Consider the following 26,029-nt stretch of genomic DNA (forward strand, 5'->3'; position numbering starts at 1 on the left):
ATGATGATTGATCGCAGCCGATCGCAGCAGGGGATTGAGGGATTAGATGTCGCCTTACTTCACCGACCTGGCACAGCAGTACATCGACGGTAAGTGGCGTCCGGGGACGGGGTCCTGGGACATCATCACCTTCAACCCCTACGACGGCGAGAAGCTCGCCTCGATCACCATAGCCACCGTCGACGAGATCGACGAGGCCTACCGCGCCGCCGCCCGCGCCCAGAAGCAGTGGGCCGCGACCAGCGCCTACGCGCGCCGCGCGGTCTTCGAGAAGGTGCTGCGCCTGGTCGAGGAGCGCGAGGCGGAGATCAGCGCGCTGCTCGTCGAGGAGGCCGGCGGCACGCTCGGCAAGGCCGCCTTCGAACTGCACCTCGCCAAGGAGTTCCTGCGCGAGTCGATCAACCTGTCGCTGCGCCCCGAGGGCCGCATCCTCCCCTCGCCGATCGAGGGCAAGGAGAACCGCGTCTACCGCGATCCGGTCGGCGTGGTCGGCGTGATCAGCCCCTTCAACGTGCCCTTCCTGCTGTCGCTTAAGTCCGTCGCCCCGGCGCTCGCCCTCGGCAACGGCGTGGTGCTCAAGCCGCACCAGAACACCCCGGTCTCCGGCGGCACCGTGATCGCCAAGCTCTTCGAGGACGCCGGCCTGCCCCCGGGCCTGCTGAACGTGGTCGTGACCGACATCGCCGAGATCGGCGACGCGTTCCTGGAGCACCCCGTCCCGCGGGTCATCTCCTTCACCGGCTCCGACAAGGTCGGCCGCCATGTCGCGACGGTCGCCGCCGCGCACTTCAAGCGGTCCGTCATCGAACTCGGCGGCAACAGCGCGTTCGTGGTCCTCGACGACGCCGACGTCGACTACGCGGTCGACGCGGCCGTCTTCAGCCGCTTCGTCCACCAGGGCCAGGTCTGCATGGCCGCCAACCGCGTCCTCGTCGACCGCTCTGTGGCCGCCGAGTTCACCGAGAAGTTCGTCGCCAAGGTGCGCACCCTCAAGGCCGGCGACCCGCGCGACCCGCAGACCGCGATCGGCCCGGTGATCAACTCCTCGCAGGCGGAAGCCCTGGCAGGCGTCGTCGAGCAGGCGATCGGCGAGGGCGCGCACGCGCTGCTGCGCGGCACGACGACCGGCAACCTCGTCGAGCCCTCCGTCCTGACCGACCTGCCCGCCGACTCCGCGCTGCTCCAGCAGGAGGTCTTCGGCCCCGTCGTCTTCATCAACACCTTCGACGGCGAGGAGGAGGCCGTGCGCCTGGTCAACGACACGCCGTACGGCCTGAGCGGCGCCGTGCACACCGCCGACGTCGAGCGGGGCGTCGCCTTCGCCAAGCAGATCGCCACCGGCATGTTCCACGTGAACGACGGCACCGTCCACGACGAGCCGATCGTGCCCTTCGGCGGCGAGAAGAACTCCGGCGTCGGCCGACTCAACGGCGAGAGCACCGTGGAAGCCTTCACCTCCATCAAGTGGATCTCGGTCCAACACGGCCGCAGCGCCTTCCCGTTCTGAGCGCGGCGCCCGCCCCGGTGGCGGGCGTCGGCCCGAGGCGGGCCGGGCCGGGCCGCGTCCCGAGGCCGACGGGCGGCGCGCCGAGGCGGGCAGGCGGCGGACCGAGGTGGGCGGGGGCGCCCCGAGGCGAACGGGTGCGCGACCCGGCACCCGGCCGGCGCCCGCCCGTCACGCCCTAACCTGGGCGCATGTCAGCGATCCGTCTCCTCGTCCTGGGCGCCGTGCGCCAGCACGGGCGGGCCCACGGCTACCAGGTGCGCGGCGACCTGGAGTACTGGGGCGCCCACGAGTGGTCCAACGCCAAGCCGGGCTCGATCTACCACGCCCTGAAGCAGATGGCCAAGCAGGGACTGCTGCGTGAGCACGAGACGGCCCCGTCCACCGCGGGCGGCCCGCCGCGCACCGAGTACGAGATCACCGAGGCCGGCGCCGAGGAGTACTTCCGGCTGCTGCGCGAGGCCCTGACCTCGTACGACCAGAAGACCGACGTGAAGTCGGCGGCCATCGGCTTCATGCTCGACCTGCCGCGCGCGGAGGCCGTGTCGCTGCTCAAGGAGCGCATCCGCGGCATCGAGGAGTGGCGCTCCGCGGTCACCGCGCACTACGTCCCCGAGGAAGGCCCGCAGCAGTTGGGCCACATCGGCGAGATCATGAACCTCTGGATCCACACGGCCGACGCCGAGGGCGAGTGGACCCAGGGACTGATCGCCCGGATCGAGGGCGGGGCGTACGTCTTCGCGGGGGAGGGCGAGCCGTTCGTCGGCGTCCTGCGGGAGGGCGAGGAAAACCCGTACGCGACGGGCGAGCGGCATCCCGGAGACGCGGGCTAATCAAGTTTGACGAGTTGAGTCGACGGCGTTACTTTGAATGAGTAGTCAAGTTTGACTAACGAGAGTTTGGGGGACGCCATGGCCGAAGCGGCGATCACCGTCGCGGGCGCGCGCAAGAGGTACGGCGACACGCAGGCGTTGGACGGACTCGACCTCACGGTCGCCCGAGGCACCGTGCACGGCGTGCTCGGACCGAACGGCGCGGGCAAGACGACCCTGGTCAGGATCCTGTCCACACTGCTGAGGCCGGACGCCGGGCGGGTCGAGGTGGCCGGCCACGACGTGGTCCGCGAGGCCCGCGAGGTCCGGCTGCGCATCGGCCTGCTCGGCCAGCACGCGGCCCTCGACGAGGAGCTGAGCGGCCGGCAGAACCTGGAGCTGTTCGGCCGCCTCCACCACCTGGGCGCCCGCACCGCCCGCGTGCGCGCCGGAGAGCTCCTCGAGCGCTTCGACCTCTCCGCCACCGGCCGCAAGCCGGTGGGCGCCTTCAGCGGGGGCATGCGGCGGCGCCTTGACCTGGCCGTCTGCCTCATCGGCAACCGGGACGGCACCGACCCGGAGGTGCTCTTCCTCGACGAGCCGACCACGGGCCTCGACCCGCGCGGGCGCGCCGAGGTCTGGTCCGCGGTCCGCTCGCTGGTGGGCGGCGGGACGACCGTCGTGCTCACCACCCAGTACCTGGAGGAGGCCGACCAGCTCGCCGACCGCATCTCCGTCGTCGACCGCGGCCGGGTGATCGCCGACGGCACGGCCGGCGAGCTCAAGGCGCTGACCGGCGGCGACCGCATCGACGTCGTGCTGCGCGACGCGGGCCTCCTGGGCGCGGCGGTCGCCCTGCTGCCCCTGCCCAAGGAGGACGTCACCGTCGACACCGACCGTCGTCTGCTCAGCGCGCCGGTCACCGACCGCATGGCCGCTCTCTCCGGCGTGGTCCGCGCCCTGGAGGCGGCCGGTGTCGAGGCGGAGGACGTTGCCCTGCGCCGCCCCACGCTGGACGAGGTGTTCCTGCACCTCACCGGACCGGACGACCGTACGAAGGAGACCGTGTGACTGCCTACGCGCTGACCGATTCGTGGACCATGACCCGGCGTGAACTCGCCCACTGGGCACGGCAGCCGGGCCGGCTGGTCGTCGGGCTCGTCTTCCCGGTGATGCTGCTGCTGATGTTCGGCTACCTCGTCGGCGGCGGCCGCGGGGTGAGCGGCGACTACCTGAACTACCTGATGCCCGGCATGCTCGCGCTCACCATGGCCTTCGGCCTGGAGGGCACGATGCTCGCCGTCACCCAGGACCTGAACAAGGGCGTCATCGACCGCTTCCGCGCCCTGCCGATGGCGGACGGCGCGGTCCTGGTGGGTCGATCGGCCGCCGACATGCTCCAGTCGGCCGTCAGCCTGACCGTGCTGATCGCGGTCGGTCTCGCGCTCGGCTGGCGGCCCCAGGGCGGACCCGGCGCCTTCCTGGGCGCGGTGGCGCTTCTCCTCCTCTTCCGCTTCGCGATGCTGTGGATCGGCATCCATCTGGCGCTGGTGGCCGGCAAGCCGGAGATGGTGCAGGCCGTGCAGATCCTCGTCTGGCCGGTCGGCTTCCTGTCCAACGCCCTGGCCGCCCCCGCCTCCATGCCCGACTGGCTGGGCACGGCCGTCGAGTGGAACCCGATGTCCCGGACGGCCACGGCGGTACGCGACCTGTTCGGCGGCCCGGGCGCCGACTCCGGTCACGTCTGGGCGGCCGTCGGCTGGCCGCTGGCGCTGCTGGCGGTCTTCTTCCCGCTGGCGGTACGGAGGTTCGCCCGCATGAGCCGCTGAGGTCCGGGAACCGGCGGCCGGTTCGGGAACCGCCGGCCGGTTCGGGAACCGCCGGCCGGTCGGGGAGCCGCCGACCGGCCCGCGGAGGCCGGCCGGGTGGTCCGGCGGACGGGCCGGGCCTAGTGGTGGAAGCCTGTCGCCGCCTCCTTGCTCAGGGCCGACGGTCCCGACTGCCGCCGCAGTTCCGGCAGCAGTCGGGTCAGGTCCTCCACGAACATGTCGGCCAGGTCCTCCGAGAAGCCGTTTCTGCACACCACCCGCAGCACGGACAGGTCCTCCCGGTTCTCCGGGAAGGTGTACGCGGGCACCAGCCAGCCGCCCTCGCGCAACCGCCGGGAGACGTCGAAGACGTCGTACGACTTCACGTCCGGCGCCGTGGTGAAGGCGAAGACCGGCAGCTCGTCGCCCCGGGTGAGGAGCCGGAAGTCACCGACCGCCTCCACCCGTTCGGCGATGCTCCGGGCCACGTCCCGGGTGGACTGCTGCACCGCCCGGTAGCCCTCGCGGCCGAGTCGCAGCAGCGTGTAGTACTGCGCGACGACCTGCGCGCCCGGCCGGGAGAAGTTCAGCGCGAAGGTGGGCATGTCGCCGCCCAGGTAGTTCACACGGAACACGAGCTCCTCCGGCAGGGCCTCCGCGTCGCGCCACAGCGCCCAGCCGACCCCCGGGTACACCAGCCCGTACTTGTGCCCCGAGGTGTTGATGGACGCCACGCGCGGAAGGCGGAAGTCCCACACCAGGCCCTCGTCGAGGAAGGGGGCGATCATCGCGCCGGACGCGCCGTCGACGTGCACCGCAACGTCCAGGCCGGTGCGCTCCTGGAGGGAGTCCAGGGCCGCGCACAGATCGGCGATCGGCTCGTAGGACCCGTCGAAGGTGGAGCCGAGGATGCCGACGACCCCGATGGTGTTCTCGTCGCACAGCTCGGCCGCGGCCTGCGGGTCGAGATGGAAGCGCTCTCCCTCCATGGGGACCTGACGGGCCTCCACCTCCCAGAAGTTGCAGAACTTCTCCCAGCAGACCTGGACGTTGACGCCCATCACGAGGTTCGGCCGCGCGCCCGGGTAGCGGTCGGCGTTGCGCTGCGCCCACCGCCGCTTCAGCGCCATCCCGGCGAGCATGCACGCCTCGCTCGACCCGGTCGTCGAACAACCCACGGTCGCCGACGGGTCGGGCGCGTTCCACAGGTCGGCGAGCATCGCCACACAGCGCCGCTCCAGTTCCGCGGTGCGCGGGTACTCGTCCTTGTCGATCATGTTCTTGTCCCGGCAGTTCGCCATCAGGACGCCCGCCTGCGGCTCCATCCAGGTGGTCACGAAGGTGGCCAGGTTGAGGCGTGCGTTGCCGTCCAGCATCAGCTCGTCGTGCACCAGCTGGTACGCCGTCGACGGCGGCATCGGACCGTCGGGCAGCCGGTGCTTGGGCGGAGCCTCGGTCATGCTGCTGACCGGGTTCGCCTCGCCGTAGAAGGGATTCATGGACAGCGGACGCTCGTCGGGCTTCCGGGGGCCTTGGTGGAGGGGCATGAACTCTTCTCCCAACTGCGGAGCGGCGACGGCGGGGGGCGTTCCACCGCCTCATCGGATCGAGGGACCTGTTCGGTTCACGCGTTCACCGCACCGCCGTCCCGTCGTCGTGCAACTGCATCTGCGGCCGCCCCCGTGACCAGCAGCCAGGCAGAAGAGCGTCCAGATGGCCGCCCTGGGCCCCCAGCAGGCCCAGGACGACCCCGCCGAGCGGCAGGGCCGGCATCGGGTGCCGCAGCCGCGTGAACGCGCCGTGGGCGTGGGGGAAGGCGCGGACGGCGCTCACGCCGAGCAGCGCGCCCACCGAGGCGACCGCCAGCGCGTCAGCGGATCGCCCCACCCGGGCTGCCCGAGCACGGGCAGGTCCAGGTCGAAGGGCGGATGGGCCACCAGAGTGGTCGTCATCGAGCCGGCCGAGGCGGCCACCAGCGGCGCGAAGACGTGGTCCCACAGCGGGCCCCCGCTCCGCCGTTCCGCCAGCGCCTCGGAGATCAGCAGCGCCGCCGCCACCGGCGTGCCGGACAGCGCGCCGATGGTCCCCGCCTCCGCGAGCACCATCCACACCGCGGCGGGCGACCGCTGCCGGATCCGCCGGCCCAGCCAGACGGCCAGCCCCACGTTCAGGGCGACGATCGGGTTCTCCGGGCCCAGGCTCGGCCCGCCCGCCAGCATCAGCGCGGTCGCCACCAGCAGCCCGGGCAGAGCCCCCGGCGGCAGCGCACGGGCATCCAGCCCCATCGTGGCCGGATCGGGGCCGGCGTGCCCCGGCGCCTTCCACACCACGAACCCCACCAGCACCCCCGTCGCGGTGAGCACGACGAGCATCCACAGCGCCGAGTAGCGGCCCACGTCCAGCGCGTCCGGCAGGTCCCGCCACAGCACGTCCTCCAGCTGCTCGGCCGCCCCGCTCACCAGCAGGAGCAGCAGGCTCGCCAGCACGCCGACGACCAGAGCGGGCAGGATCGACGGCAGCAGGACACGCGCCGGAGTCGCCGCAGCGGTGGGCGCCTGCGGCGCGGTGTCCTGGGCCACGGGCTCACGATAAACGGGCGAAACGGACATGACATCCGGGCCGCGGCCGACCCGGTGGAAACAGGCTTGCACCTGACGTGACGTGAGGACGCACCGTGGAGCGCGTACCGAGAAAGGAGCGGACGAAGTGAGCTACTCCGTCGGACAGGTCGCCGGATTCGCCGGGGTCACGGTGCGCACGCTGCACCACTACGACGACATCGGCCTGCTCGTCCCCGGCGAGCGCAGCCACGCGGGGCACCGGCGCTACAACGACGCCGACCTCGACCGGTTGCAGCAGATCCTGTTCTACCGCGAGCTCGGCTTCCCGCTCGAGGACGTCGCGGTCCTGCTCGACGACCCGGCGGCCGACCCGCGCACGCACCTGCGCCGCCAGCACGAACTGCTGACCGCCCGGATCGAGAAGCTGCAGAAGATGGCCGCGGCCGTGGAAGACGCCATGGAGGCACGCAAGATGGGCATCAACCTCACGCCCGAGGAGAAGTTCGAGGTCTTCGGGGACAAGGACCCGGAGCAGTACGCGGAGGAGGCGGAACAGCGCTGGGGCGGCACCGAGGCCTACGCCGAGTCGCAGCGCCGCGTCGCCCGCTACACCAAGGACGACTGGAAGCGCCTGCAGGCCGAGGTCGACGCCTGGAGCGAGCGTTACGCGGCCCTGGTGGCCGCGGGCGAGCCCGCCACCGGCGAGGCGGCCATGGACATCGCCGAGGAGCACCGGCGGCACATCTGCGCCTGGTACTACGACTGCCCGTACGAGATGCACGTGTGCCTGGGCGAGATGTACGTCGCCGACGAGCGTTTCAAGGCGTTCTACGACGCCATGCACCCGGGCCTCGCCGAGCACCTCAAGGAGGCGATCACGGCGAACGCGGCACGGCACACGGGGTGAACGGCCGGTGCGAGGTCCTGGTCCGGGGCTACTCCCGGACCAGGACCACCGCGGTCCCGTAGGCGCACACCTCGGTGCCCACGTCCGCCGCCTCCGTCACGTCGAAGCGGAACATGAGCACGCCGTTGGCTCCCCGCGCGCGTGCCTGCTCGACGAGGCGTTCCATGGCCTGGTTGCGGGTCTCCACGAGGGTCTTCGTCAACCCCTTGAGCTCACCGCCGATCATCGACTTCAGGCCCGCGCCGATCTGACTGCCCAGATGCCGTGAGCGCACCGTCAGCCCGAAGACCTCGCCGATGACCTGCTGCACCCGGAAGCCGGGCACGTCGTTCGTGGTGACGACCAGCACGTCCGACTGGGGGCCCTGCCCGCCGCCGTAATCATCGATACCCATGTCCACAGGTTTGACCAAGTGAGGGCACAGTGCATCCTGGGGGAGGCCCTGGGAACCTGGTTCTGCGGCGCCGCGTTGATACTTAGGGCGGCCCAGCCGCCGCACCGATCGCCTTCACCCCTCAGGAGCCCGGAACCCGTGACTACCCTCGCCCTCGGCCCCGAGTGGATTACTCCGGACTATCTGATCTCGACGTTCGGCCTGATCGGCATTCTGGTGATCGTCTTCGCCGAGTCGGGCCTGTTCGCCTTCCTGCCGGGCGACTCGCTGCTGTTCACGGCGGGTCTGCTGGTGGCCGACGGCAAGTGGATCCACCAGCCGCTGTGGCTGGTCTGCACCCTGATCGTGATCGCGGCGGTCCTGGGCGACCAGGTGGGGTACCTGATCGGCAAGTTCTTCGGGCCGAAGCTGTTCAGTCGGCCCGACTCCAAGCTCTTCAAGCAGGAGAACCTGGAGAAGGCTCACGAGTTCATCGAGAACTACGGCCCCAAGGCCATCGTCCTGGCCCGTTTCGTTCCCATCGTGCGCACCTTCGCGCCGATCATCGCCGGCGCCGGCCGTATGAAGTACCGCACGTTCATCACGTACAACGTGATCGGCGGCGTCCTCTGGGGCACGGGCGTGACGGTCGCGGGGTACTTCCTCGGACAGATCTCCGTCATCAAGGAGAACGTCGAGGCGATCCTGGTCCTGATCGTCCTGATCTCGGTCGTCCCGGTGATCATCGAGGTCGTCAAGGCGCGCAGGGAGGGCCGCAACGCCCCCGCCGGGCAGCAGCAGCCCTCGCAGCAGGCCCCCCACCGGCAGCAGCCGCATCAGCAGCCCCCGGTGATGGACGACGCGACGACCCAGCTCCGCCGGATCGACCAGCACGACCCGTACGGCGGCCAGGGCGGCCAGGGTGGCCACGGCGGCCAGGGTGGTCAGAGCTACGAGAACGAGTACTACGCCCCGCAGCAGTACCCCCAGCAGCAGCCGTATCCGCAGCAGCCCTACGCCCCGCAGCAGTACCCGCAGCAGCAGTACCCCCAGGAGGGGCAGCAGCAGCCCCCGCAGCAACAGCAGCCGTACGGCGCGCAGCACAACGGCCAGTACCCCCACAACCAGGGCTACTAGCGGCGCCGCCGGGACGCGGGGGCGTCAGAAACCCCGCGTCCGCTTGGCGGCCCGCCGCTTCTCCGAGGAACCGATCCGCAGGAACAGCCGGGACACCTCGGACCCCAGGTTCACCCCGATGGCGATGGCCATCGCCATCGCCGCGGCCTTGGTGATCGACACCAGCCCCGCGTCCACCTCGTTCTGCGCGATGGCCAGCAGCCCGAAGTAGGTCGCCGAACCAGGCAGCAGAGGCCCGATCGCGGCGGTCGTGTACGGCAGCGCGGAGGCGAACCGGTAGCGCGACAGCAGCTGCCCGAACAGCCCGACCACCCCGGCCGCGACGGCCGTCGACGCGACCGGCGAGATCCCCCCGGCGTAGTGCATCGCCCCGTAGACCGACCAGGCCACCCCGCCGTTGAGCGTCACGGCGAGCACGGTGGATCGTTCCTGCTGCAGCAGCACCGCGAACGTCAACGACAGCAGCATCGACGCGCCGATCTGCCACAGCGGGCGCTCGGTGACGCCCAGGGTCGCGTCGGGATTGAGATGCGCCCCGAGCTGCACGCCGACGTAGAGCATCACCAGCACCCCGGCGACGATGCCGACGAAGAAGTACATGACCTCCAGCAGACGCGCGGCCGCGGTGATGTAGAACCCGGTCAGGCCGTCCTGGACGCCCGCCACCAGCGCCCGCCCGGGCAGCAGCGCGAACAGGCCACCCGTGATGACCGCGGCGGCCTTCACGTCGACGTCGGCCAGCGTCAGCGCGATGCCGATGGCGGCCGGCGGCATCGCGGCGACCAGGAACTGGTAGAACTCCGGCAGTCCGCGCCCCGCGCACAGCCACGCCAGCCGGTCGCCGAGCATCGCGCCGAGCATGGCCGCCACGAACACCACCAGGTCGCCGCCGACCAGCACCGAGGCCGCGCCCGCGAGGAGCCCGCTCGCCGAGGTCAGCACCCACGTCGGGTAGGGGTGCCGGTTGCGGCGCATCTCCGCGAGCCGCCGGTAGGCCTCCTCGAGCGACAGATGGGTCTCCGGGTCGCTCAGGTCGTCCACGAGCCGGAAGACGGCCGCCAGGCGCGTGTAGTCGGTGCCCCTGCGGCGCACCGTCCGCGACGCCGTCACCGGGTCCTCCACCAGGGACGGCTGGTACGAGATCGACAGCAGCGTGAAGGTGACGTTCGGCTCGCAGCGGTCGAGCCCGTAGGAGCGGCACACCGCGAACATCGCGGCCTCCACGTCCTCGGCGCCCTCCCCGCCCGCCAGCAGCAGCTCGCCGATGCGCAGCGTCAGGTCGAGGACGCGCGGGACGGCCGGGCCGCCTTCCTCCGCCTTCGGGCCCGCCTCCGGAGCGGGCCGTTCGGCCACCGGCATCCGCAGCATCGTGCGCATCCGGTCCTGCCAGGGCAGGTCCTTGGTCAGGCTCACCAGCGGCACGCCGCCGGGCGGCGTGAAGGCGACCGGGGCCTGCCGGGCGCTGTAGGTGCTCGGCAGACTGAACGCCGACCCCTCGCCCTCGGCCGCGACCGGCTGGACCACGTCCAGCCCCTTCGGAACGGCGAACTCCGACGTGGTCTCCGGCTCAACCCCGGTTCTGGCGACGGCCAGACCCGCCGGGATCGCGAACTCGGACGTGATCTCGGGGTCGAAGACACTCCTCGCCTCGTCCGACTGCGGCTTGTGGTACTCCGCCTCCGACACTCAGCAACGCTCCCTGAACGACGCCTTCCGTAGGCCTCAGTATGCGCACAGACACGCGAAAGGGCCGCACGCGCGTGCGTGCAGCCCTTCACGTACCTCTGTACAGGCCTTTTACACGGCCGCAGCCTCAGTGACCGCCCTGGTCCTTGAAGCGCTTGTAGGACCGCTCGATCTCGGCCTCCGCGTCGGTGCGGCCCACCCAGTCGGCGCCCTCGACGGACTTGCCGGGCTCCAGGTCCTTGTAGACCTCGAAGAAGTGCTGGATCTCCAGGCGGTCGAACTCCGACACGTGGTGGATGTCGCGCAGGTGCTCCACGCGCGGGTCGGTCGAGGGGACGCACAGCAGCTTGTCGTCGCCGCCGGCCTCGTCCGTCATCCGGAACATGCCGATCGCGCGGCAGCGGATCAGACAGCCCGGGAACGTCGGCTCGTCCAGGATGACCAGCGCGTCCAGCGGGTCGCCGTCCTCGCCGAGAGTGTTCTCGACGAAGCCGTAGTCGGTCGGGTAGGCGGTCGAGGTGAAGAGTCGACGGTCCAGGCGGATCCGACCGGTCTCGTGGTCCACCTCGTACTTGTTCCGCGAACCCTTCGGGATCTCGATCGTGACGTCGAACTCCACCGGTGGCTCCTCCATGATCAACACATAGTTCTGGTGGTTAAGTGTCCCTCACGCAGGTGTGTGATCGCGAAAGGGGCTGGTGTTCGTGCCAGAGCTGAGGCCTTGGCGGTCCGCGAGACCGCACGTGGTGCGGGTCACGGACGCCGTACGACCGCGTCTGGCACGGGCCGCAGGAATCGTAAGGCCCCGCCTCGCCCGCGTGGCGACGACCGCGAAGCCACGGCTCGAACGGCTCGCACAGGCCGCGAGACCGCAGCTCGCGCGGATCACCGAAGCCGGTCCGAACATGAGGTCCTGGCAGTACACCGCGGGCGCGGCGACCGCCGGGCTGGTGCTGACCGCCGGCGTGGTGACCGCCACCGGCCCCTGGGACTCCACCGGTCAGCGTACGGCCGAGCGGGACCGGGCCGCCGCCCTGGAGAGGACGGGTGGCACAGATCACGGCCGCCCGGACGATTCGTCCGGTACGTCCGACACCGCGGCCGGAGCGCCCCTGCCCGCCCCCAGCGCCGCCTCCGTCCTCGTCGGGCTGGGCGGCGGCGACCACGACGCCAACGGCGTGAAGTCCGCCCAGGACGCCCTCCCGTCCGGCAAGGGCCTCGCGGGCGTCCTGGGCCCCCTCCTGGGAGATCCGGCCCTCGGCGCCCGGCACACCGCCGCGGTCGTCGACGTGGCCACCGGCAAGCGCCTCTACGGCGCCGGAGCCGGCCAGGCGCTGACCCCGGCGTCGACCACGAAGATCGCCACCGCCGTCGCCGCGCTCTCCGCGATGGGCCCCGAGCACCGCTTCACCACCCGTGCCGTGCTGGAACCCGACACCAGGGAGCTGGTCCTCGTCGGCGGCGGCGACCCCACCCTCACGGCCCGCGCGGACGCCAAGGGCTGGGCCGACCTGCGCGCCCTCGCCACCTCAGCGGCCGCCGCCTTGAAGAAGCGCGGACTCACCCGGGTGACGCTCTCGTACGACACGACCCTGTACGCCGGCGCGCAAGTTCACCCCATCGGGGTCAACCCCAACCTCGCCCCCGTCACCGCCCTGTCCGCCGACGAGGGCCGCGCCGACGACTCCACCAGCGGCCCGGCGACCCGCGTGAGCGACCCGGCGGCCGAGGCGACCGCCCGGTTCGCGGACTTCCTCCGGGCCGCCGGCGTCAAGACCTCGCCCCCCGGCCCGTCCAAGGCCAGCACGCGCGCGCAGAGCCTCGCCACGGTCTCCTCGCCCCCGTTGTCCACCCTGGTCGAACGGATGCTGACCAACAGCGACAACGACATCGCCGAGGCCCTCGCCCGCCAGACCGCCCTCGCGACCGGTGTCCGCGCCGACTTCGCCGGGGCGGGCAAGGCCGTCCAGGCCCAGTTGAAGAAGCTCGGACTGCCGATGGCCGGCACCCGCTTCAGCGACGGCAGCGGCCTCAACCGTCAGAACCGGCTCACCGCGAACCTGTTGACCGCCCTCCTGGTCAAGGCCGGCGACCCCGGCCGCCCCGACCTGCGCCCCGTCCTCACCGGCCTCCCGGTCGCCGGCTTCACGGGCACCCTCACCAGCCGCTACACCGACGGCGCGGCCGGCGTCGTCCGTGCCAAGACCGGCACCCTGACCGGCGTGAACGCCCTCGCCGGCACGGTCGTCGACCAGGACGGCCGGCTCCTCGCCTTCGCCCTCCTGGCCGCCGGCACGTCCGATCCGGCGGCGGCCCAGGGGGCCCTGGACCGGGCGGCCACGGCCCTGGCGGGGTGCGGCTGCCGCTGAGCGCCGCCGCCCGCACGGAGCCACCCCCGCCCGCCGATCCCGGAGGTGCCCCCGCCCGCCGACCCCGGGGCCATCCCCGGCGCCGACCCTGACATCTCCCTGACCGGCAGCGCACGGCCTGCCCTCCACGGCGGCCCTCACGTACGGTTGACGCATGACGAGCATCGGTGGCGCTGCCTCATCGGGGATGGTCGACTGGAATCTCGCGGTGGCGACCGCGACCCGGCTCGTGCGGCCGGGACCGGAGGTCACCCGCGACGAGGCCCGTGCCGTCGTCGCGGAACTGCGCCGACACGCCAAGGCCTCGGAGGGACACGTCCGGGGCTTCACTCGTATGGGCACCGAGGGCGTCCACGACACGCCGATCCTCGTCGTCGACCGCCCGGGCTGGGTGCGGGCGAACGTGGCCGGCTTCCGGGAGATCCTCAAACCCCTCCTCGACAAGATGCAGGAACGGCGTGGCAACACCCCCGGCGGGGCGGTCCTCGGCGCCGTCGGCGGCAAGGTCACCGGCGTCGAGCTCGGGATGCTGCTGTCGTTCCTGTCCTCCCGCGTTCTCGGCCAGTACGAGACGTTCGCCCCCGCCACCCGCGAACTCCCCGCCGGCGCCAACGGCGGCGGCCGCCTCCTGCTCGTCGCGCCGAACATCGTCCACGTGGAACGCGAACTCGACGTGGACCCGCACGACTTCCGCCTCTGGGTGTGCCTCCACGAGGAGACGCACCGCACCCAGTTCTCCGCGGTGCCCTGGCTGCGCGACCACCTTGAGGGCGAAATCCAGTCGTTCTTGGGCGAGACCGACGTCGACCCCATGACTTTCCTGGAACGCGTCCGCGAAGCCGCCCAGTCCCTCGCCGGCGGCCGTCCCGAGGGCGAGGAGGACGACGGCGGCCGCTCCCTGGTCGAACTCGTGCAGACACCCGCCCAGCGCGAGATCCTCGCCCGCCTCACCGCCGTGATGTCCCTCCTGGAGGGTCACGCCGACTTCGTCATGGACGGCGTCGGCCCCGAAGTCGTCCAGACCGTCGCCGAGATCCGCGAGAAGTTCCAGCAGCGCCGCGCCAAGGGCGCCTCCCGGCTCGACATCGCGCTGCGCCGGCTGCTCGGCCTGGACGCCAAGCTCAAGCAGTACCGGGACGGCGAACGCTTCGTGCGGGCCGTCGTCGACCAGGTCGGCATGGACGGCTTCAACCGAGTCTGGACCTCTCCGAACACACTTCCGACCAAGGCCGAGATCGCCAAACCGGCGGACTGGGTCGCGCGCGTGCACCGCAAGGCCGAGTCGTGAACCCGGGGCGGCGGTGGTGAACCGAATCCGGCCGTCGGCAGGCGAACGCCCCCGCAATCACCCGTCCGAGGGACCGTGAGCCCTGGGCAGGCGTGCAATGCTCGGGGAACGGCCCGGTTCTGTCACCATCTACACACTCTGAGTGACCGAACCTCGGGCTAACCCCCGAAAACTTCATGAAGGGAACCGGACAATGGGTCCCCATCCTGCGGTCGCGGCGATACGCCTGGCGGTCCGCCGCGTACTTCACGACATCCTCAACGACCACCCCGCCCCCGAACCGAGCCCGCACGAGCGCCCGCACCCGCCGCTCGTGCTCGTGGCGTGCTCCGGCGGCGCCGACTCCATGGCGCTCGCCTCCGCCCTCGCCTTCGAAGCCCCCCGGCTCGGCATCCGCGCCGGCGGCGTCACCGTCGACCACGGGCTGCAGACCGGCTCCGACCTGCGCGCCGCGGAAGTCGTCCTGCGCCTGCGCGAACTCGGCCTCGACCCGGTCGAGTCCGCCGCCGTCACCGTCGGCCGCGAAGGCGGCCCCGAGGCCGCCGCCCGCGACGCACGCTACGCCGCCCTCGACGCCGCCGCCGAACGCCACGGCGCCACCGCCGTCCTGCTCGGCCACACCCGCGACGACCAGGCCGAAACCGTCCTCCTCGGCCTCGCGCGCGGCTCCGGCATCCGCTCCCTGTCCGGCATGGCCGCGGTCTCGGGGGCCGACGGCCGTTACCGCCGCCCCTTCCTGAAGATCGACCGGCAGACCGCCCGCAAGGCCTGCATGGTCCAGTCCCTGCCGGTCTGGGACGACCCGCACAACGCCGACCCGGCCTACACCCGCTCCCGGCTCCGCCACGAGGGCCTGCCCGCCCTGGAGAAGGCCCTGGGCAAGGGCGTCGTCGAGGCCCTCGCCCGCACGGCCCAGCTCTCCCGGGACGACGCCGACGCCCTCGACGCCTGGGCCGGCCAGGCCGAGGCCTCGGTACGCGACGCAGCCGGTCTGCTGGAGTGCGCCAAGCTCTACGCCCTGCCGCCCGCCGTGCGCCGCCGGATCCTGCGCCGCGCCGCCATCGAGGCGGGCGCCCCGGCCGGTTCCCTCTTCGCCCGCCACATCGAAGAGGTGGACCGGCTGATCACCGGCTGGCGCGGCCAGGGGGTCATCAATCTCCCCGGCAAAGTCGTCGCCCAGCGGCAGGGTGGCAGACTGGTGATTCGGCAAGGCTGAATCCGGGCCCTCCGGCAGGACCGCTTACGTGGTCGTGGGCGGTCCCGGTGGCCGGTGGGACAACCGAAAGTGATGCGGGTGGACGCGAAAGACATGGGCACCGACCTCAAAGAGGTGCTCATCACCAAGGAAGAGATCGACGCGAAGCTGGCCGGTCTGGCCGCGAAGATCGACGCGGAGTACGCGGGCAAGGACCTGCTCATCGTCGGCGTCCTCAAGGGCGCGGTGATGGTCATGGCCGACCTCGCCCGAGCGCTGTCCACCCCCGTCACCATGGACTGGATGGCCGTGTCGTCCTACGGCGCGGGCACCCAGTCCTCCGGTGTGGTGCGGATCCTCAAGGACCTCGACACCGACATCAAGGGCAAGCACGTCCTGATCGTCGAGGACATCATCGACTCCGGCCTGACCCTGTCCTGGCTGCTGTCCAACCTCGGCTCGCGCGAGCCCGCCTCCCTCAAGGTGTGCACGCTGCTGCGCAAGCCCGAGGCGGCCAAGGTGGCCATCGACGTGGAGTGGGTCGGGTTCGACATCCCCAACGAGTTCGTCGTGGGCTACGGCCTCGACTACGCCGAGAAGTACCGCAACCTCCCGTTCGTCGGTACGCTCGCGCCCCACGTCTACGGCGGCTGAGACCCGAAGGGCCCAAGCCCCGTACGTAGATCGGGAACCCCGGCGGGCCTCGCGCCGTTGGAGCATGCAGACGGGTGCGCCAGCCGTTCCGTGCGGCTTCGTGCGACGAAGCTGGGGTACCGTCAGAAGAACTGTCTTATCAAACTCACTATGGCAGGAGGGACGGGGCGACACCGCTCCGTATGGATGGACGTGAAGCGATACTTCCGTGGGCCGGTCATGTGGATCGTGCTGGCCGTCCTTGCCGTGGTCGTGTTGATGCAGGTCGTCGGCTCGTCCGGCGGCTACAAGACGGTGGACACCGGCCAGGTCATTGCAGCGATCAACGACAACAAGGTCGAGTCGGCCAAGCTCACCACCGGTGACGAGCAGACCATCAAGGCGACGCTCAAGGACGGCACAAAGATCGAGGGCAGCTCGAAGATCCAGGCGAGCTACATCGGCGATCAGGGCGTCACCATTGCCAACACGCTGCAGACCAAGTACCAGGACAAGCAGATTCCGGACGGCTACACGGTTTCGCCGACGAAGCAGAACGCCTTCGTCGGGATCCTGCTGTCCCTGCTCCCCTTCGTCCTCATCGTGGTCGTGTTCCTGTTCCTGATGAACCAGATGCAGGGCGGCGGCTCCCGAGTCATGAACTTCGGGAAGTCCAAGGCCAAGCTCATCACCAAGGACACCCCGAAGACGACGTTCGCCGACGTCGCCGGCTCCGACGAGGCCGTCGAGGAACTCCACGAGATCAAGGAGTTCCTGCAGGAACCGGCGAAGTTCCAGGCCGTCGGCGCCAAGATCCCCAAGGGCGTGCTCCTGTACGGGCCGCCCGGCACCGGCAAGACCCTGCTCGCACGCGCCGTCGCCGGCGAGGCGGGCGTCCCCTTCTACTCGATCTCCGGTTCCGACTTCGTCGAGATGTTCGTCGGCGTCGGCGCCTCCCGGGTCCGTGACCTCTTCGAGCAGGCCAAGGCGAACGCCCCGGCGATCGTCTTCGTCGACGAGATCGACGCGGTCGGCCGCCACCGCGGCGCCGGCCTCGGCGGTGGTCACGACGAGCGCGAGCAGACCCTGAACCAGCTGCTCGTCGAGATGGACGGCTTCGACGTGAAGGGCGGCGTGATCCTCATCGCCGCCACGAACCGGCCCGACATCCTCGACCCCGCGCTGCTGCGCCCCGGCCGCTTCGACCGCCAGATCGCGGTCGACCGCCCGGACATGCAGGGCCGCCTGGAGATCCTCAAGGTTCACCAGAAGGGCAAGCCGGTCGCGCCCGACGTCGACCTGGCCGCTGTCGCCCGCCGCACCCCCGGCTTCACGGGTGCCGATCTCTCCAACGTGCTGAACGAGGCCGCGCTGCTGACGGCCCGCTCGGACAAGAAGCTGATCGACAACCACATGCTGGACGAGGCGATCGACCGTGTGGTCGCGGGCCCGCAGAAGCGGACCCGGATCATGTCGGACAAGGAGAAGAAGATCACCGCGTACCACGAGGGCGGTCACGCCCTGGTCGCGGCGGCTTCTCCGAACTCCGACCCGGTCCACAAGATCACGATCCTCTCGCGAGGCCGTGCCCTGGGCTACACGATGGTCCTCCCCGACGAGGACAAGTACTCCACCACCCGCAACGAGATGCTCGACCAGCTGGCCTACATGCTGGGCGGCCGCGCGGCGGAGGAGCTCGTCTTCCACGACCCGACCACGGGCGCGGCGAACGACATCGAGAAGGCCACGGCCACCGCACGCGCGATGGTCACCCAGTACGGCATGACCGAGCGTCTGGGCGCGATCAAGTTCGGCGGCGACAACACCGAGCCCTTCCTCGGCCGTGAGATGGCCCACCAGCGCGACTACTCGGAAGAGGTCGCCGCTCTGGTGGACGAGGAAGTCAAGAAGCTGATCGAGAACGCGCACAACGAGGCCTGGGAGATCCTGGTCGAGAACCGCGACGTCCTCGACAACCTCGTGCTGCAGCTGCTGGAGAAGGAGACGCTGGGCAAGGAGGAGATCGCCGAGGTCTTCTCCTCCATCGTCAAGCGCCCGGCTCGGCCCGCCTGGACCGGCTCCTCGCGGCGCACGCCGTCCACCCGTCCGCCGGTGCTCTCCCCCAAGGAGCTCGCACTGACGAACGGCGCCAACGGCGCCACGCCGGCGATCTCGACCGCGAAGTCCACCGCGGTGGAGACCGGTCCGGTCGCCGAGCCCAGCCCGGAGGAACGCCCCGAGAGCTGATCCCGGCTCCCGTGGCCCCCACCAGGCCCGGAATGGATGCCGCGCCCCCCAGGTTCTAGCCTGGGGGGCGCGGCTTTTTCCGTATGACCGATTTCGTAGGCTCGCAGATGAGGTGCGTGACCCACCCGCGACCCGCACAGGAACGAGGCACCACGATGACCGACCCCGTGACGCTCGACAGCGAGGGCTCCATCGGCGAGTTCGACGAGAAGCGCGCCGAGAACGCCGTACGCGAGCTGCTGATCGCGGTCGGCGAGGACCCGGACCGCGAGGGCCTGCGGGAGACGCCGGCACGGGTGGCGCGGGCGTACCGGGAGATATTCGCGGGGCTTCGGCAACAGCCCGAGGACGTGCTGACGACGACGTTCGATCTCGGCCACGACGAGATGGTGCTCGTGAAGGACATCGAGGTCTTCAGCACCTGCGAGCATCACCTCGTGCCGTTCCGGGGCGTGGCTCACGTCGGCTACATCCCGTCGACCTCCGGGAAGATCACCGGCCTGTCGAAGTTGGCTCGTCTGGTGGACGTGTACGCGCGGCGTCCGCAGGTGCAGGAACGTCTCACCACGCAGATCGCCGACTCCCTGATGGAGATCCTGGAGCCGCGCGGAGTGATCGTCGTCGTGGAGTGCGAGCACATGTGCATGTCCATGCGGGGCATCCGCAAGCCCGGCGCCAAGACCATCACCTCGGCGGTGCGGGGGCAGCTGCGGGACGCGGCGACGCGCAACGAGGCGATGAGCCTGATCATGGCCCGCTGACCCCCCGCCCCGCCCTGCCGCGCGCCCGTCGGCGGGCCGGCGCGGCGCGTCACGCCGTCGAGGCCGCGCCGTTCTCGTGGTCGTCGTCCTCCGGGAGCTTGCACACCCGCTCGAGGAAGATGGCCGCCGCTATGACCGCGATGCCCGCCAGGACCGAGAAGCCGGCGTAGATGGCCTGGTCGCGGCGGGCGGGGATGTCGAGGGACTCCAGGAGGAAGACGCCCGTGCCTCCGTACATGCCGGAGACGAGGGCGGCCACCAGGGCGCTGGCCTGCCCGAAGACGACCGCGCGGGCCGCCATCAGGGGGTCGACGCCCTTGGCCTCGGGACGGCGCTCGCGCTGGGCCTTGAGACGGCCGCGCAGCGAGAGCGCCGTGGCCATCAGCACCACGGCGATCAGGGCGAGGACGATCGGGGCGGCCAGCGGGACGCTGGGGAGGGTCCCGATCGAGTTCCACAGGCGGGCCCCCGCCCAGGACAGGATCGCGGCCACGACGAACACTCCGGCCAGCACCCTGATGCGCAGCTCTCTCACGATGTCCCTTCAGCTCCCCCGAGCCCGCGGCCAGGAAAATCGCGCGGGCAGTGGTCTTGTTGACCTTTCTCGACCTTAACGACTACTCGGGCAGGTGAAGTTCCAGGTCCTTGCGGGCCGCGACGCCCTCGCGGGTCACGGTGTCGAGAAGGGCGGCGACGGCGCCCCGGCCGGGCAACTGGGCCTCGGGGTCCACGTCGTGCCAGGGCGCCAGGACGAAGGCCCGCTGGTGGGCGCGGGGGTGCGGGAGGGTCAGGGTCGGGTCGTCGTCGACGACGTCCGCGTACGCGACGATGTCGACATCCAGCGTGCGCGCGCCCCAGCGCTCGTCCCTTACCCGGTGGAAGGCCTCCTCGACGGCGTGGGCGCGCTCCAGGAGGGAGGACGGCGGGAGGGTCGTCTTCAGCAGGACCACCGCGTTGAAGTACGACGGCTGGCTGCCCGGCTCGACGCCCCACGGCTCGGTCTCGTACACGGGGGAGACGGCCTTGATGCGGACGCCGGGGGTGTCCTCCAGGGCGTCGATGGCCCCCTGGAGGGTCTCCAGGCGGTTGCCGAGGTTGGAGCCGAGGGAGATCACGGCCCGCTGGGGGTTGTGCAGGGTGGTGTCGGCGGCGTCGACCTTCTCGACGACGGAGGCGGGTACCGGCTGTACGGTCGGGTCGCTCTGTCCCTCGGTGAAGAACGCGGTCATGCTCGGCTCCGGGTGATGGTGACGGTCACGTCGTCGAAGGGGACGGTGATCGGCGCGTCCGGCTTGTGGACGCAGACCTCGACCTCCTCGACCCCTTCGTGCTTCAGACAGGCCTGGGCGATGCGCTCGGCGAGCGTCTCGATGAGGTCGACGGGGTCGCCCTGGACCACGGCCACGACCTCCTCCGCCACGATGCCGTAGTGCACGGTCTTCGCCAGGTCGTCGTCGGCCGCGGCCGGTCGGGTGTCCAGGCCCAGGACGAGGTCCACGATGAAGGTCTGGCCCTCCTCGCGTTCCTTGGGGAACACGCCGTGGTACCCGCGGGCCTTCAGGCCGCGCAGCGCGACACGATCCACGCGAATCACTCCTGCAATCGTCGGTTTCGGCCGGTGCGTACCGGATGCGGGCGGCGGCCCGGCCTCGAACGAATCTACCTGCGAGCACCGACGGCACTCGGCTCCGGCCGCGGTGGCCCGGGCCGGAGCCGGCAGTTTTCACCGGGCGTTTCCCTGGGGGAACCCGGCGGCTCACGGGTTGGTAGCCGCCCCTACCCACGGGTTCGTGATTCCAACCACTTCTTCGTCCCTGTGGGCCACCTGAGGGCCTGCTGCCCTCCGGTGGCCCGTCTACGCGCTCAGGAAGTGGTGTCCTCGTCCTCCGGGCTGTCGGGGTCGTCGTTTTCGGCCAGGACCGGGGAGGCGTGGTGCGACCACAGCTTCCAGCCGTCCGGGGTGCGGCGGAACACGTTCGTGGCGACCACCAGCTGGCCGACGAGCGGCCCGAGCTCCTCGCCGTCCTCCGGTGCGGGGCCGCCGCTGAGGATGTTCTCGGTGCAGGTCACCAGGGCGGTGTCACCGGTGACGGAGACGTGCACGTCGGTGAGGAAGAACTGGATGTAGTCGGTGTTCGCCATGATCAGGGCGTAGGACCGGAGGACCTCGCCCCGGCCGGTGAGCACCGGCCAGCCGGGGTGGACGCAGGAGACGACGCCGACGTCGGCGGGGTCGTGGTACGTCTCGTCCACGCCCAGGTCGGCGGGGGTGAGCCAGAGGGACGCGACGCCTTCGAAGTCGCCTTGTTCCAGGGCCTGGTAGAAGGCGGCGTTGGCGGCTTCGACCTGTTCGACGTCGGTGTGGGGGGCGCTCACCGGGCTCCTTCTGCGCGGGGCGTGCCGGCCTGGGGCCGTGCGTCGTCGCTGCTTCCCGCGCCGGGGGTGTCGGATGTCGTGCGCGCCCGGCGGGTTACGTCCGCGCCCGGCGTGCCGTCGTCCTCGCGCGCCCCTTCCACGGCTCGCGCGACCCGTACCGCGTCCGCCGTCGCGCGGACCTCGTGCACGCGGACCGCCCAGGCGCCGGCCTGGGCGGCGAGGGCCGAGACGGCGGCGGTGGCGGCGTCGCGCTCGCGCGCGGGCGGCGGCGCGCCCTGGGGGCCGGCCAGCACGCGGCCGAGGAACCGCTTGCGGGAGGCGGCGACCAGCAGCGGGTGCCCGAGGGCGTGCAGCCGGTCGAGGTGGGCGAGGAGGGAGAGGTCGTGGTCGGCCTCCTTGGAGAAGCCGAGGCCCGGGTCGACGACGATGCGGTCGGGGGCGATGCCGCCCGCCAGGACCGCTTCCACGCGCGCGTGGAGCTCGTCCACGACGTCGGCGACGACGTCGGCGTAGACGCCCTTGACGTTGCCGCCCTGGAGGAAGCCGCGCCAATGCATGACGACGAAGGGGGCTCCCGTGTCCGCCACGGCCGGGATCATCGCCGGGTCGGCGAGGCCGCCGCTGACGTCGTTGACGAGGGCGGCGCCGGCCGCGAGGGCCTGGGCGGCGACGGTGGCGCGCATGGTGTCGACGGAGACGACGACGCCTTCGGAGGCGAGGCCGCGGACGACGGGCACGACCCGGCGGAGTTCCTCGGCCTCGTCGACGCGGGTGGCGCCGGGGCGGGTGGACTCCCCGCCGACGTCGACGAGATCCGCGCCTTCGGCGACGAGCTGGAGGCCGTGCTTGACGGCCGCCGTCGTGTCGAACCAGCGGCCGCCGTCGGAGAAGGAGTCGGGGGTCACGTTGACGACTCCCATGACCGCGCAGCGGTCCCAGTCCGGAAGGCCGACGACGCGCCCGCGTCCGCTCTGCTTGGTCATATGTTCAGCGTAGGCCCAGGAGGGAGCCGGGCAGTGGTGCGGCCCGGGCGGAAGCCCCTGGGCTGGGGGGTGGGGGCCTCCGCCCGGGCCGGTCTCGGGCCCGGGGCCGATCGCTGCCGTACCGGCGCGGCGCGGTTACGCCGCCCGTACGTCTCTCTCCGCCACGGCGTGCGCACACGCGCGTGCCGGTGCGGGGCGGCGCCGCAGGAAGCGCGGCAGGGGGAGGGCGAGGTTGACGAAGCCCTCGGCCTGCATGGCGGCGAAGCCGATGCGGGGCAGGTCGCCGGAGGCCCGGTAGACGACGAAGCGGGGCTCCCAGCGGGGCTGGAACTTGGCGTTGAACTTGTACAGCGACTCGATCTGGAACCAGCGGGAGAGGAAGACCAGCAGCCCGCGCCAGGCCCGCAGGACGGGGCCGGCGCCGATCTTCTCGCCGCGGGCCAGGGCCGAGCGGAACATGGCGAAGTTCAGCGACACGCGTGTGATGCCGAACTTCGGCGCGGCCTGGAGGGCGGCGACGATCAGCAGTTCGTTCATGCCGGGGTCGGCCGAGCGGTCGCGGCGCATCAGGTCCAGCGAGGCGCCGTCGGGGCCCCAGGGCACGAAGTGCAGGATCGCCTTCAGGTCGCCGTACTCGCCGGGGACCTCGTCGGCCTTGTGGGCGGTGGCGATGAGGCAGTCGGCGTCGGCGGCGTCGCCGACGCGGCCCAGGGCCATGGAGAAGCCGCGCTCGGTGTCGGTGCCGCGCCAGTCCTCGGCGGCGCGCCGGACGCGTTCCAGTTCGGCCTCGCCGAGGTCACCCACGCGCCGTACCCGGGTCTCGTAACCGGCGCGTTCGATGCGCTTGACCATCTGGCGCACATTGCGCATCGCGCGGCCGGCGAGGGAGAAATCCGCCACGTCCACCACCGCCTCGTCGCCCAGCTCGAGGGCGTCCAGGCCGGTCTCCCGGGTCCAGACCTCGCCGCCGGTCTCCGAGCAGCCCATGACGGCCGGGGTCCAGGAATGGGCCTTGGCCTCGTCCATGAAGCGTTCGATGGCGCCGGGCCATGCCTCGACGTCGCCGATGGGGTCGCCGCTGGCGAGCATCACGCCGGAGACGACGCGGTAGGTGACGGCCGCCTTGCCGCTGGGGGAGAACACGACGGCCTTGTCGCGGCGGAGCGCGAAGTGGCCGAGGGAGTCGCGGCGGCCGTGCTTGGCCAGCAGCGCGCGCAGACGGCTCTCGTCCTCCTCGGTGAGACGGGCGGCGGGGTGCTCGGGGCGGAAGGCGAGGTAGATCGTGGTGACCGCGGTGATCCAGCCGAGCGCGCCCAGGGAGAAGGCGACGGTCCAGGAGGTGTTGCCCTGGTAGTCGACCGGGCCCTCGAAGCCGAAGAGGCCGTACAGGACGTGCGTAATGCGATCGGCCAGGCTCGGGTCGCCGATCATGCGGTTGGGGTGGACGCTGACGATGACCAGCCCCAGACCGAGGGAACCGGCACCCATGAGGACGAAGTTGGCGAGCGCCCGCCAGCGGCTGCGCGGGTCGGGCAGCGCCGCGAACTGGTCGCGGTGCACCAGGAGCGGCACCAGGAGCGCGACCGAGATGATCGCGCCCACCACGGAGTGGCGGTACACGAACTGTGCGACCGCACCGGCCGGGAGCAGCACCACCGCGGCCCGCCACGCGCGCCGCTTGCCGCGCTTGAGGCCGTGGGCCAGCAGCAGCAGCAGGACGCCGGCGCTCAGCGACAGCGCGGCCACGAACGGCCCGAACGAGCCGGGAAGCACCTCGGCGAAGGTGTGCATACGGCTGTGCCGGAACCGCGGGAAGACGCCCGCGGCGACATCCAGCAGACCCACCAGGGCGCATGCCCTGGCGACGAGGGCGGGAACGGCCTCAGGGCGCGGACCTCGCACTATCCGTCGCACCTGGCTTGATCGGCGCGGAACCCCGCCCGACATTTCCGCATCTTCCGTGACAGACATCGCATCCCGTAGTTCCGCGAGAGACCTTGGATCCGGTGCCGATTCGGGCATCCGGCGACATTGCGCCCTCTAGGACGGTGTCTTGGGGAGAGAGGTTCACTCATCTCGCCAAAGCCACTGAAAAGGCTAAGGAAAGTCCGGGACAAGCCCTCGCGAAGGAGTCGGGGGAGCGGGCGCGTTCCCGGACGGAGAGCAGGCAGGAAACCACCGCATGGGTCTCACGAGCAACAAAGTGCTGCTGCTGTCAGTGCTGTTCGCCCTACTGCTGTTCGTCGGCACGGTGTGGCTGTGGCCGAAGTTGGCCAAGCGGAGCTGGCGGGCCGTCGGCGGGCGGATCGGGCTGCTGCTCGCCACACAGCTGGCGCTCTTCGCGTCCATAGGACTCTCCGCCAATCAGGCCTTCGGTTTCTACGCCAGCTGGGCGGACCTGTTCGGCCAGGAGACGGAACAGGGCGTCGTCGTCGACCACGCGTCGGGCGGCGCCCCGGCGGGTCCGCTGCGGGTGGTCGACACACGGCGCGTGGACGGCGGCGGCAGCGGGCGGCCGCAGTCCGGCGGGCAGGTCCAGAAGGTCGCCATCAGCGGGCGTACGACGCACATCGCCACGCCCGCCTACGTGTATCTGCCGCCGGAGTACTTCGAGCCGGCCTACCGCACGCGCACGTTCCCCGCGGCCGTGGTCCTCACGGGCTACCCCGGCACGGCCGAGGCGCTCGTCAACAAGCTGCACTACCCGCGCACCGCGCGGCAGCTCGCCAGGGACGGGCGCATGCAGCCGATGATCCTGGTGATGATGCGTCCGACGGTGGCGCCGCCGAGGGACACGGAGTGCGTGGACATCCCGGGGGGCCCGCAGACCGAGTCGTTCTTCGCCAAGGATCTGCCGGACGCCGTGGCGGCCCACTACAGGGTGGGCAAGAAGCCGGGCAGCTGGGGCATCATCGGCGACTCCACCGGCGGTTACTGCGCGCTGAAGCTGGCGATGCACCACCCGGAGGCCTACGCGGCGGGCGCGGGGCTGTCGGCCTACTACAAGGCGCCTACCGACCCGACCACCGGCGACCTCTTCCACGGGAACAAGAAGCTGCGCAATGAGGCGGATCTGCTCTGGTATCTGAAGAATCGTTCCGCTCCGAGCACCTCACTGCTCGTCACCACCAGCAAGGTCGGAGAATCCAACTACAAGGCCACGATGAAGTTCATAGCCCTGGCGAAGGCCACGAACAGGACCAGGATCTCGTCGATCATCCTGGAAAGCGGCGGGCACAACTTCAACACCTGGCGGCGGGAGATCCCGCCGACCCTGGAGTGGATCAGCGGGCGGCTGAGTGATCGTTGAGTGACCGCTGAGCGGCGTAGCGGGGCTGCGGGGCTGCGGGCGAGGTGGTGACGGGACGTGCGGAGGTGTCCCGGGACTG

The 26,029-nt window shown here is 71.2% G+C and carries 23 protein-coding genes and 1 pseudogene; 13 read left to right on the forward strand and 11 right to left on the reverse strand.

What is annotated here, in order from left to right; genetic code table 11:
• Positions 1 to 46: 46 nt before the first annotated feature.
• The 4 genes from ACZ7DE_RS37115 (at position 47) to ACZ7DE_RS37130 (ending at position 4,145) form a co-directional block, all read left to right on the forward strand.
• Positions 47 to 1,507, forward strand: a complete 1,461-nt coding sequence (locus ACZ7DE_RS37115; RefSeq protein ID WP_470768804.1) for an aldehyde dehydrogenase family protein — start codon at positions 47 to 49, stop codon at positions 1,505 to 1,507.
• 188 nt (positions 1,508 to 1,695) lie between these two features.
• Entirely contained in the window at positions 1,696 to 2,337 is a 642-nt protein-coding gene (locus ACZ7DE_RS37120; protein ID WP_470768805.1) for a PadR family transcriptional regulator, read from the forward strand.
• Positions 2,338 to 2,415: 78 nt separating this feature from the next.
• The gene (locus ACZ7DE_RS37125) at positions 2,416 to 3,387 is read left to right on the forward strand and encodes an ATP-binding cassette domain-containing protein (RefSeq protein ID WP_470768870.1); all 972 of its coding nucleotides are present in this window, start codon (positions 2,416 to 2,418) and stop codon (positions 3,385 to 3,387) included.
• Complete coding sequence (locus ACZ7DE_RS37130) at positions 3,384 to 4,145, forward strand: ABC transporter permease (RefSeq protein ID WP_470768806.1); 762 nt, start codon at positions 3,384 to 3,386, stop codon at positions 4,143 to 4,145. The genes ACZ7DE_RS37125 and ACZ7DE_RS37130 overlap by 4 nt, the downstream gene beginning before the upstream one ends.
• A 119-nt stretch (positions 4,146 to 4,264) precedes the next feature.
• Here ACZ7DE_RS37130 and ACZ7DE_RS37135 read toward each other — a convergent pair whose 3' ends face one another.
• Both ACZ7DE_RS37135 and ACZ7DE_RS37140 read right to left on the reverse strand, forming a co-directional pair.
• Positions 4,265 to 5,671 carry a glutamate decarboxylase gene (locus ACZ7DE_RS37135; protein WP_470768807.1) on the reverse strand — a complete coding sequence of 469 codons (1,407 nt, stop codon included), beginning with the start codon at positions 5,669 to 5,671 and terminating at the stop codon, positions 4,265 to 4,267.
• Positions 5,672 to 5,834: 163 nt separating this feature from the next.
• Positions 5,835 to 6,703, reverse strand: a pseudogene (locus ACZ7DE_RS37140) (ion channel protein); the annotation flags it as partial.
• A 127-nt stretch (positions 6,704 to 6,830) separates the two neighbouring features.
• Here ACZ7DE_RS37140 and ACZ7DE_RS37145 point away from each other — a divergent pair.
• Positions 6,831 to 7,592, forward strand: coding sequence for a MerR family transcriptional regulator (locus ACZ7DE_RS37145; protein WP_470768808.1), 762 nt, complete (start codon positions 6,831 to 6,833; stop codon positions 7,590 to 7,592).
• Between the two features lie 28 nt (positions 7,593 to 7,620).
• Here the strand turns inward: ACZ7DE_RS37145 and ACZ7DE_RS37150 are convergent, their stop codons facing one another.
• Positions 7,621 to 7,986 carry a YbjQ family protein gene (locus ACZ7DE_RS37150; RefSeq protein WP_470768809.1) on the reverse strand — a complete coding sequence of 122 codons (366 nt, stop codon included), beginning with the start codon at positions 7,984 to 7,986 and terminating at the stop codon, positions 7,621 to 7,623.
• 138 nt (positions 7,987 to 8,124) lie between these two features.
• On the opposite strand from ACZ7DE_RS37150, the gene ACZ7DE_RS37155 reads away from it, so the two are divergent.
• Complete coding sequence (locus ACZ7DE_RS37155; RefSeq protein WP_470768810.1) at positions 8,125 to 9,102, forward strand: DedA family protein; 978 nt, start codon at positions 8,125 to 8,127, stop codon at positions 9,100 to 9,102.
• A 24-nt stretch (positions 9,103 to 9,126) separates the two neighbouring features.
• Here ACZ7DE_RS37155 and ACZ7DE_RS37160 read toward each other — a convergent pair whose 3' ends face one another.
• Together ACZ7DE_RS37160 and ACZ7DE_RS37165 are read right to left on the reverse strand one after the other, a co-directional pair.
• Complete coding sequence (locus ACZ7DE_RS37160) at positions 9,127 to 10,788, reverse strand: threonine/serine exporter family protein (RefSeq protein ID WP_470768811.1); 1,662 nt, start codon at positions 10,786 to 10,788, stop codon at positions 9,127 to 9,129.
• A gap of 127 nt (positions 10,789 to 10,915) precedes the next feature.
• Positions 10,916 to 11,407, reverse strand: a complete 492-nt coding sequence (locus ACZ7DE_RS37165) for an inorganic diphosphatase (RefSeq protein WP_007452023.1) — start codon at positions 11,405 to 11,407, stop codon at positions 10,916 to 10,918.
• Between the two features lie 124 nt (positions 11,408 to 11,531).
• On the opposite strand from ACZ7DE_RS37165, the gene dacB reads away from it, so the two are divergent.
• The 6 genes from dacB (at position 11,532) to folE (ending at position 19,281) form a co-directional block, all read left to right on the forward strand.
• Positions 11,532 to 13,157 (forward strand): D-alanyl-D-alanine carboxypeptidase/D-alanyl-D-alanine endopeptidase, encoded by a 1,626-nt coding sequence (gene dacB / locus ACZ7DE_RS37170; RefSeq protein WP_470768871.1) that lies wholly within the window; start codon positions 11,532 to 11,534, stop codon positions 13,155 to 13,157.
• A 154-nt stretch (positions 13,158 to 13,311) separates the two neighbouring features.
• A complete protein-coding gene (locus ACZ7DE_RS37175) occupies positions 13,312 to 14,445 on the forward strand; it encodes a zinc-dependent metalloprotease (protein WP_470768812.1) in 1,134 nt (377 codons plus the stop codon).
• 193 nt (positions 14,446 to 14,638) lie between these two features.
• On the forward strand, positions 14,639 to 15,661 hold the full coding sequence (gene tilS, locus ACZ7DE_RS37180) for a tRNA lysidine(34) synthetase TilS (protein ID WP_470768813.1): 1,023 nt from the start codon (positions 14,639 to 14,641) through the stop codon (positions 15,659 to 15,661).
• Between the two features lie 72 nt (positions 15,662 to 15,733).
• A complete protein-coding gene (gene hpt / locus ACZ7DE_RS37185) occupies positions 15,734 to 16,294 on the forward strand; it encodes a hypoxanthine phosphoribosyltransferase (protein WP_069768459.1) in 561 nt (186 codons plus the stop codon).
• A 186-nt stretch (positions 16,295 to 16,480) separates the two neighbouring features.
• Complete coding sequence (gene ftsH / locus ACZ7DE_RS37190; RefSeq protein WP_470768814.1) at positions 16,481 to 18,520, forward strand: ATP-dependent zinc metalloprotease FtsH; 2,040 nt, start codon at positions 16,481 to 16,483, stop codon at positions 18,518 to 18,520.
• 155 nt (positions 18,521 to 18,675) lie between these two features.
• A complete protein-coding gene (folE, locus tag ACZ7DE_RS37195) occupies positions 18,676 to 19,281 on the forward strand; it encodes a GTP cyclohydrolase I FolE (protein WP_470768815.1) in 606 nt (201 codons plus the stop codon).
• 49 nt (positions 19,282 to 19,330) lie between these two features.
• Here folE and ACZ7DE_RS37200 read toward each other — a convergent pair whose 3' ends face one another.
• From ACZ7DE_RS37200 to ACZ7DE_RS37225, 6 genes are all read right to left on the reverse strand, one after another.
• A complete protein-coding gene (locus ACZ7DE_RS37200) occupies positions 19,331 to 19,816 on the reverse strand; it encodes a DUF3180 domain-containing protein (protein ID WP_470768816.1) in 486 nt (161 codons plus the stop codon).
• Between the two features lie 82 nt (positions 19,817 to 19,898).
• Positions 19,899 to 20,510 carry a 2-amino-4-hydroxy-6-hydroxymethyldihydropteridine diphosphokinase gene (gene folK / locus ACZ7DE_RS37205; protein ID WP_470768817.1) on the reverse strand — a complete coding sequence of 204 codons (612 nt, stop codon included), beginning with the start codon at positions 20,508 to 20,510 and terminating at the stop codon, positions 19,899 to 19,901.
• The gene (gene folB, locus ACZ7DE_RS37210) at positions 20,507 to 20,866 is read right to left on the reverse strand and encodes a dihydroneopterin aldolase (protein ID WP_470768818.1); all 360 of its coding nucleotides are present in this window, start codon (positions 20,864 to 20,866) and stop codon (positions 20,507 to 20,509) included. The genes folK and folB overlap by 4 nt, the downstream gene beginning before the upstream one ends.
• Positions 20,867 to 21,144: 278 nt before the next feature.
• Positions 21,145 to 21,657 (reverse strand): nuclear transport factor 2 family protein, encoded by a 513-nt coding sequence (locus tag ACZ7DE_RS37215; RefSeq protein ID WP_470768819.1) that lies wholly within the window; start codon positions 21,655 to 21,657, stop codon positions 21,145 to 21,147.
• Positions 21,654 to 22,640: a dihydropteroate synthase gene (gene folP, locus ACZ7DE_RS37220; RefSeq protein ID WP_470768820.1), complete on the reverse strand. Its 987-nt coding sequence runs from the start codon at positions 22,638 to 22,640 to the stop codon at positions 21,654 to 21,656. Before folP ends, ACZ7DE_RS37215 begins: the two co-directional genes overlap by 4 nt.
• Before the next feature lie 135 nt (positions 22,641 to 22,775).
• The gene (locus tag ACZ7DE_RS37225; RefSeq protein WP_470768821.1) at positions 22,776 to 24,587 is read right to left on the reverse strand and encodes a phosphatidylglycerol lysyltransferase domain-containing protein; all 1,812 of its coding nucleotides are present in this window, start codon (positions 24,585 to 24,587) and stop codon (positions 22,776 to 22,778) included.
• Positions 24,588 to 24,822: 235 nt separating this feature from the next.
• On the opposite strand from ACZ7DE_RS37225, the gene ACZ7DE_RS37230 reads away from it, so the two are divergent.
• Complete coding sequence (locus ACZ7DE_RS37230; protein WP_470768822.1) at positions 24,823 to 25,950, forward strand: alpha/beta hydrolase; 1,128 nt, start codon at positions 24,823 to 24,825, stop codon at positions 25,948 to 25,950.
• Positions 25,951 to 26,029 lie beyond the last annotated feature (79 nt).

Source organism: Streptomyces sp. NPDC037083, assembly GCF_055606485.1.

What these genes read in the sequence shown, in the direction of transcription:
- ACZ7DE_RS37120 (WP_470768805.1), top strand. Translation starts at nt 1,696, where the DNA reads ATGTCAGCGATCCGTCTCCTCGTCCTGGGCGCCGTGCGCCAGCACGGG.
- tilS (WP_470768813.1), top strand. Translation starts at nt 14,639, where the DNA reads ATGGGTCCCCATCCTGCGGTCGCGGCGATACGCCTGGCGGTCCGCCGC.
- ftsH (WP_470768814.1), top strand. Translation starts at nt 16,481, where the DNA reads ATGGACGTGAAGCGATACTTCCGTGGGCCGGTCATGTGGATCGTGCTG.
- ACZ7DE_RS37135 (WP_470768807.1), bottom strand. Translation starts at nt 5,671, where the DNA reads ATGCCCCTCCACCAAGGCCCCCGGAAGCCCGACGAGCGTCCGCTGTCC.
- folK (WP_470768817.1), bottom strand. Translation starts at nt 20,510, where the DNA reads ATGACCGCGTTCTTCACCGAGGGACAGAGCGACCCGACCGTACAGCCG.
- ACZ7DE_RS37225 (WP_470768821.1), bottom strand. Translation starts at nt 24,587, where the DNA reads ATGTCGGGCGGGGTTCCGCGCCGATCAAGCCAGGTGCGACGGATAGTG.
- ACZ7DE_RS37125 (WP_470768870.1), top strand. Translation starts at nt 2,416, where the DNA reads ATGGCCGAAGCGGCGATCACCGTCGCGGGCGCGCGCAAGAGGTACGGC.
- hpt (WP_069768459.1), top strand. Translation starts at nt 15,734, where the DNA reads ATGCGGGTGGACGCGAAAGACATGGGCACCGACCTCAAAGAGGTGCTC.
- ACZ7DE_RS37175 (WP_470768812.1), top strand. Translation starts at nt 13,312, where the DNA reads ATGACGAGCATCGGTGGCGCTGCCTCATCGGGGATGGTCGACTGGAAT.
- folE (WP_470768815.1), top strand. Translation starts at nt 18,676, where the DNA reads ATGACCGACCCCGTGACGCTCGACAGCGAGGGCTCCATCGGCGAGTTC.
- ACZ7DE_RS37115 (WP_470768804.1), top strand. Translation starts at nt 47, where the DNA reads ATGTCGCCTTACTTCACCGACCTGGCACAGCAGTACATCGACGGTAAG.
- ACZ7DE_RS37230 (WP_470768822.1), top strand. Translation starts at nt 24,823, where the DNA reads ATGGGTCTCACGAGCAACAAAGTGCTGCTGCTGTCAGTGCTGTTCGCC.
- folP (WP_470768820.1), bottom strand. Translation starts at nt 22,640, where the DNA reads ATGACCAAGCAGAGCGGACGCGGGCGCGTCGTCGGCCTTCCGGACTGG.
- ACZ7DE_RS37150 (WP_470768809.1), bottom strand. Translation starts at nt 7,986, where the DNA reads ATGGGTATCGATGATTACGGCGGCGGGCAGGGCCCCCAGTCGGACGTG.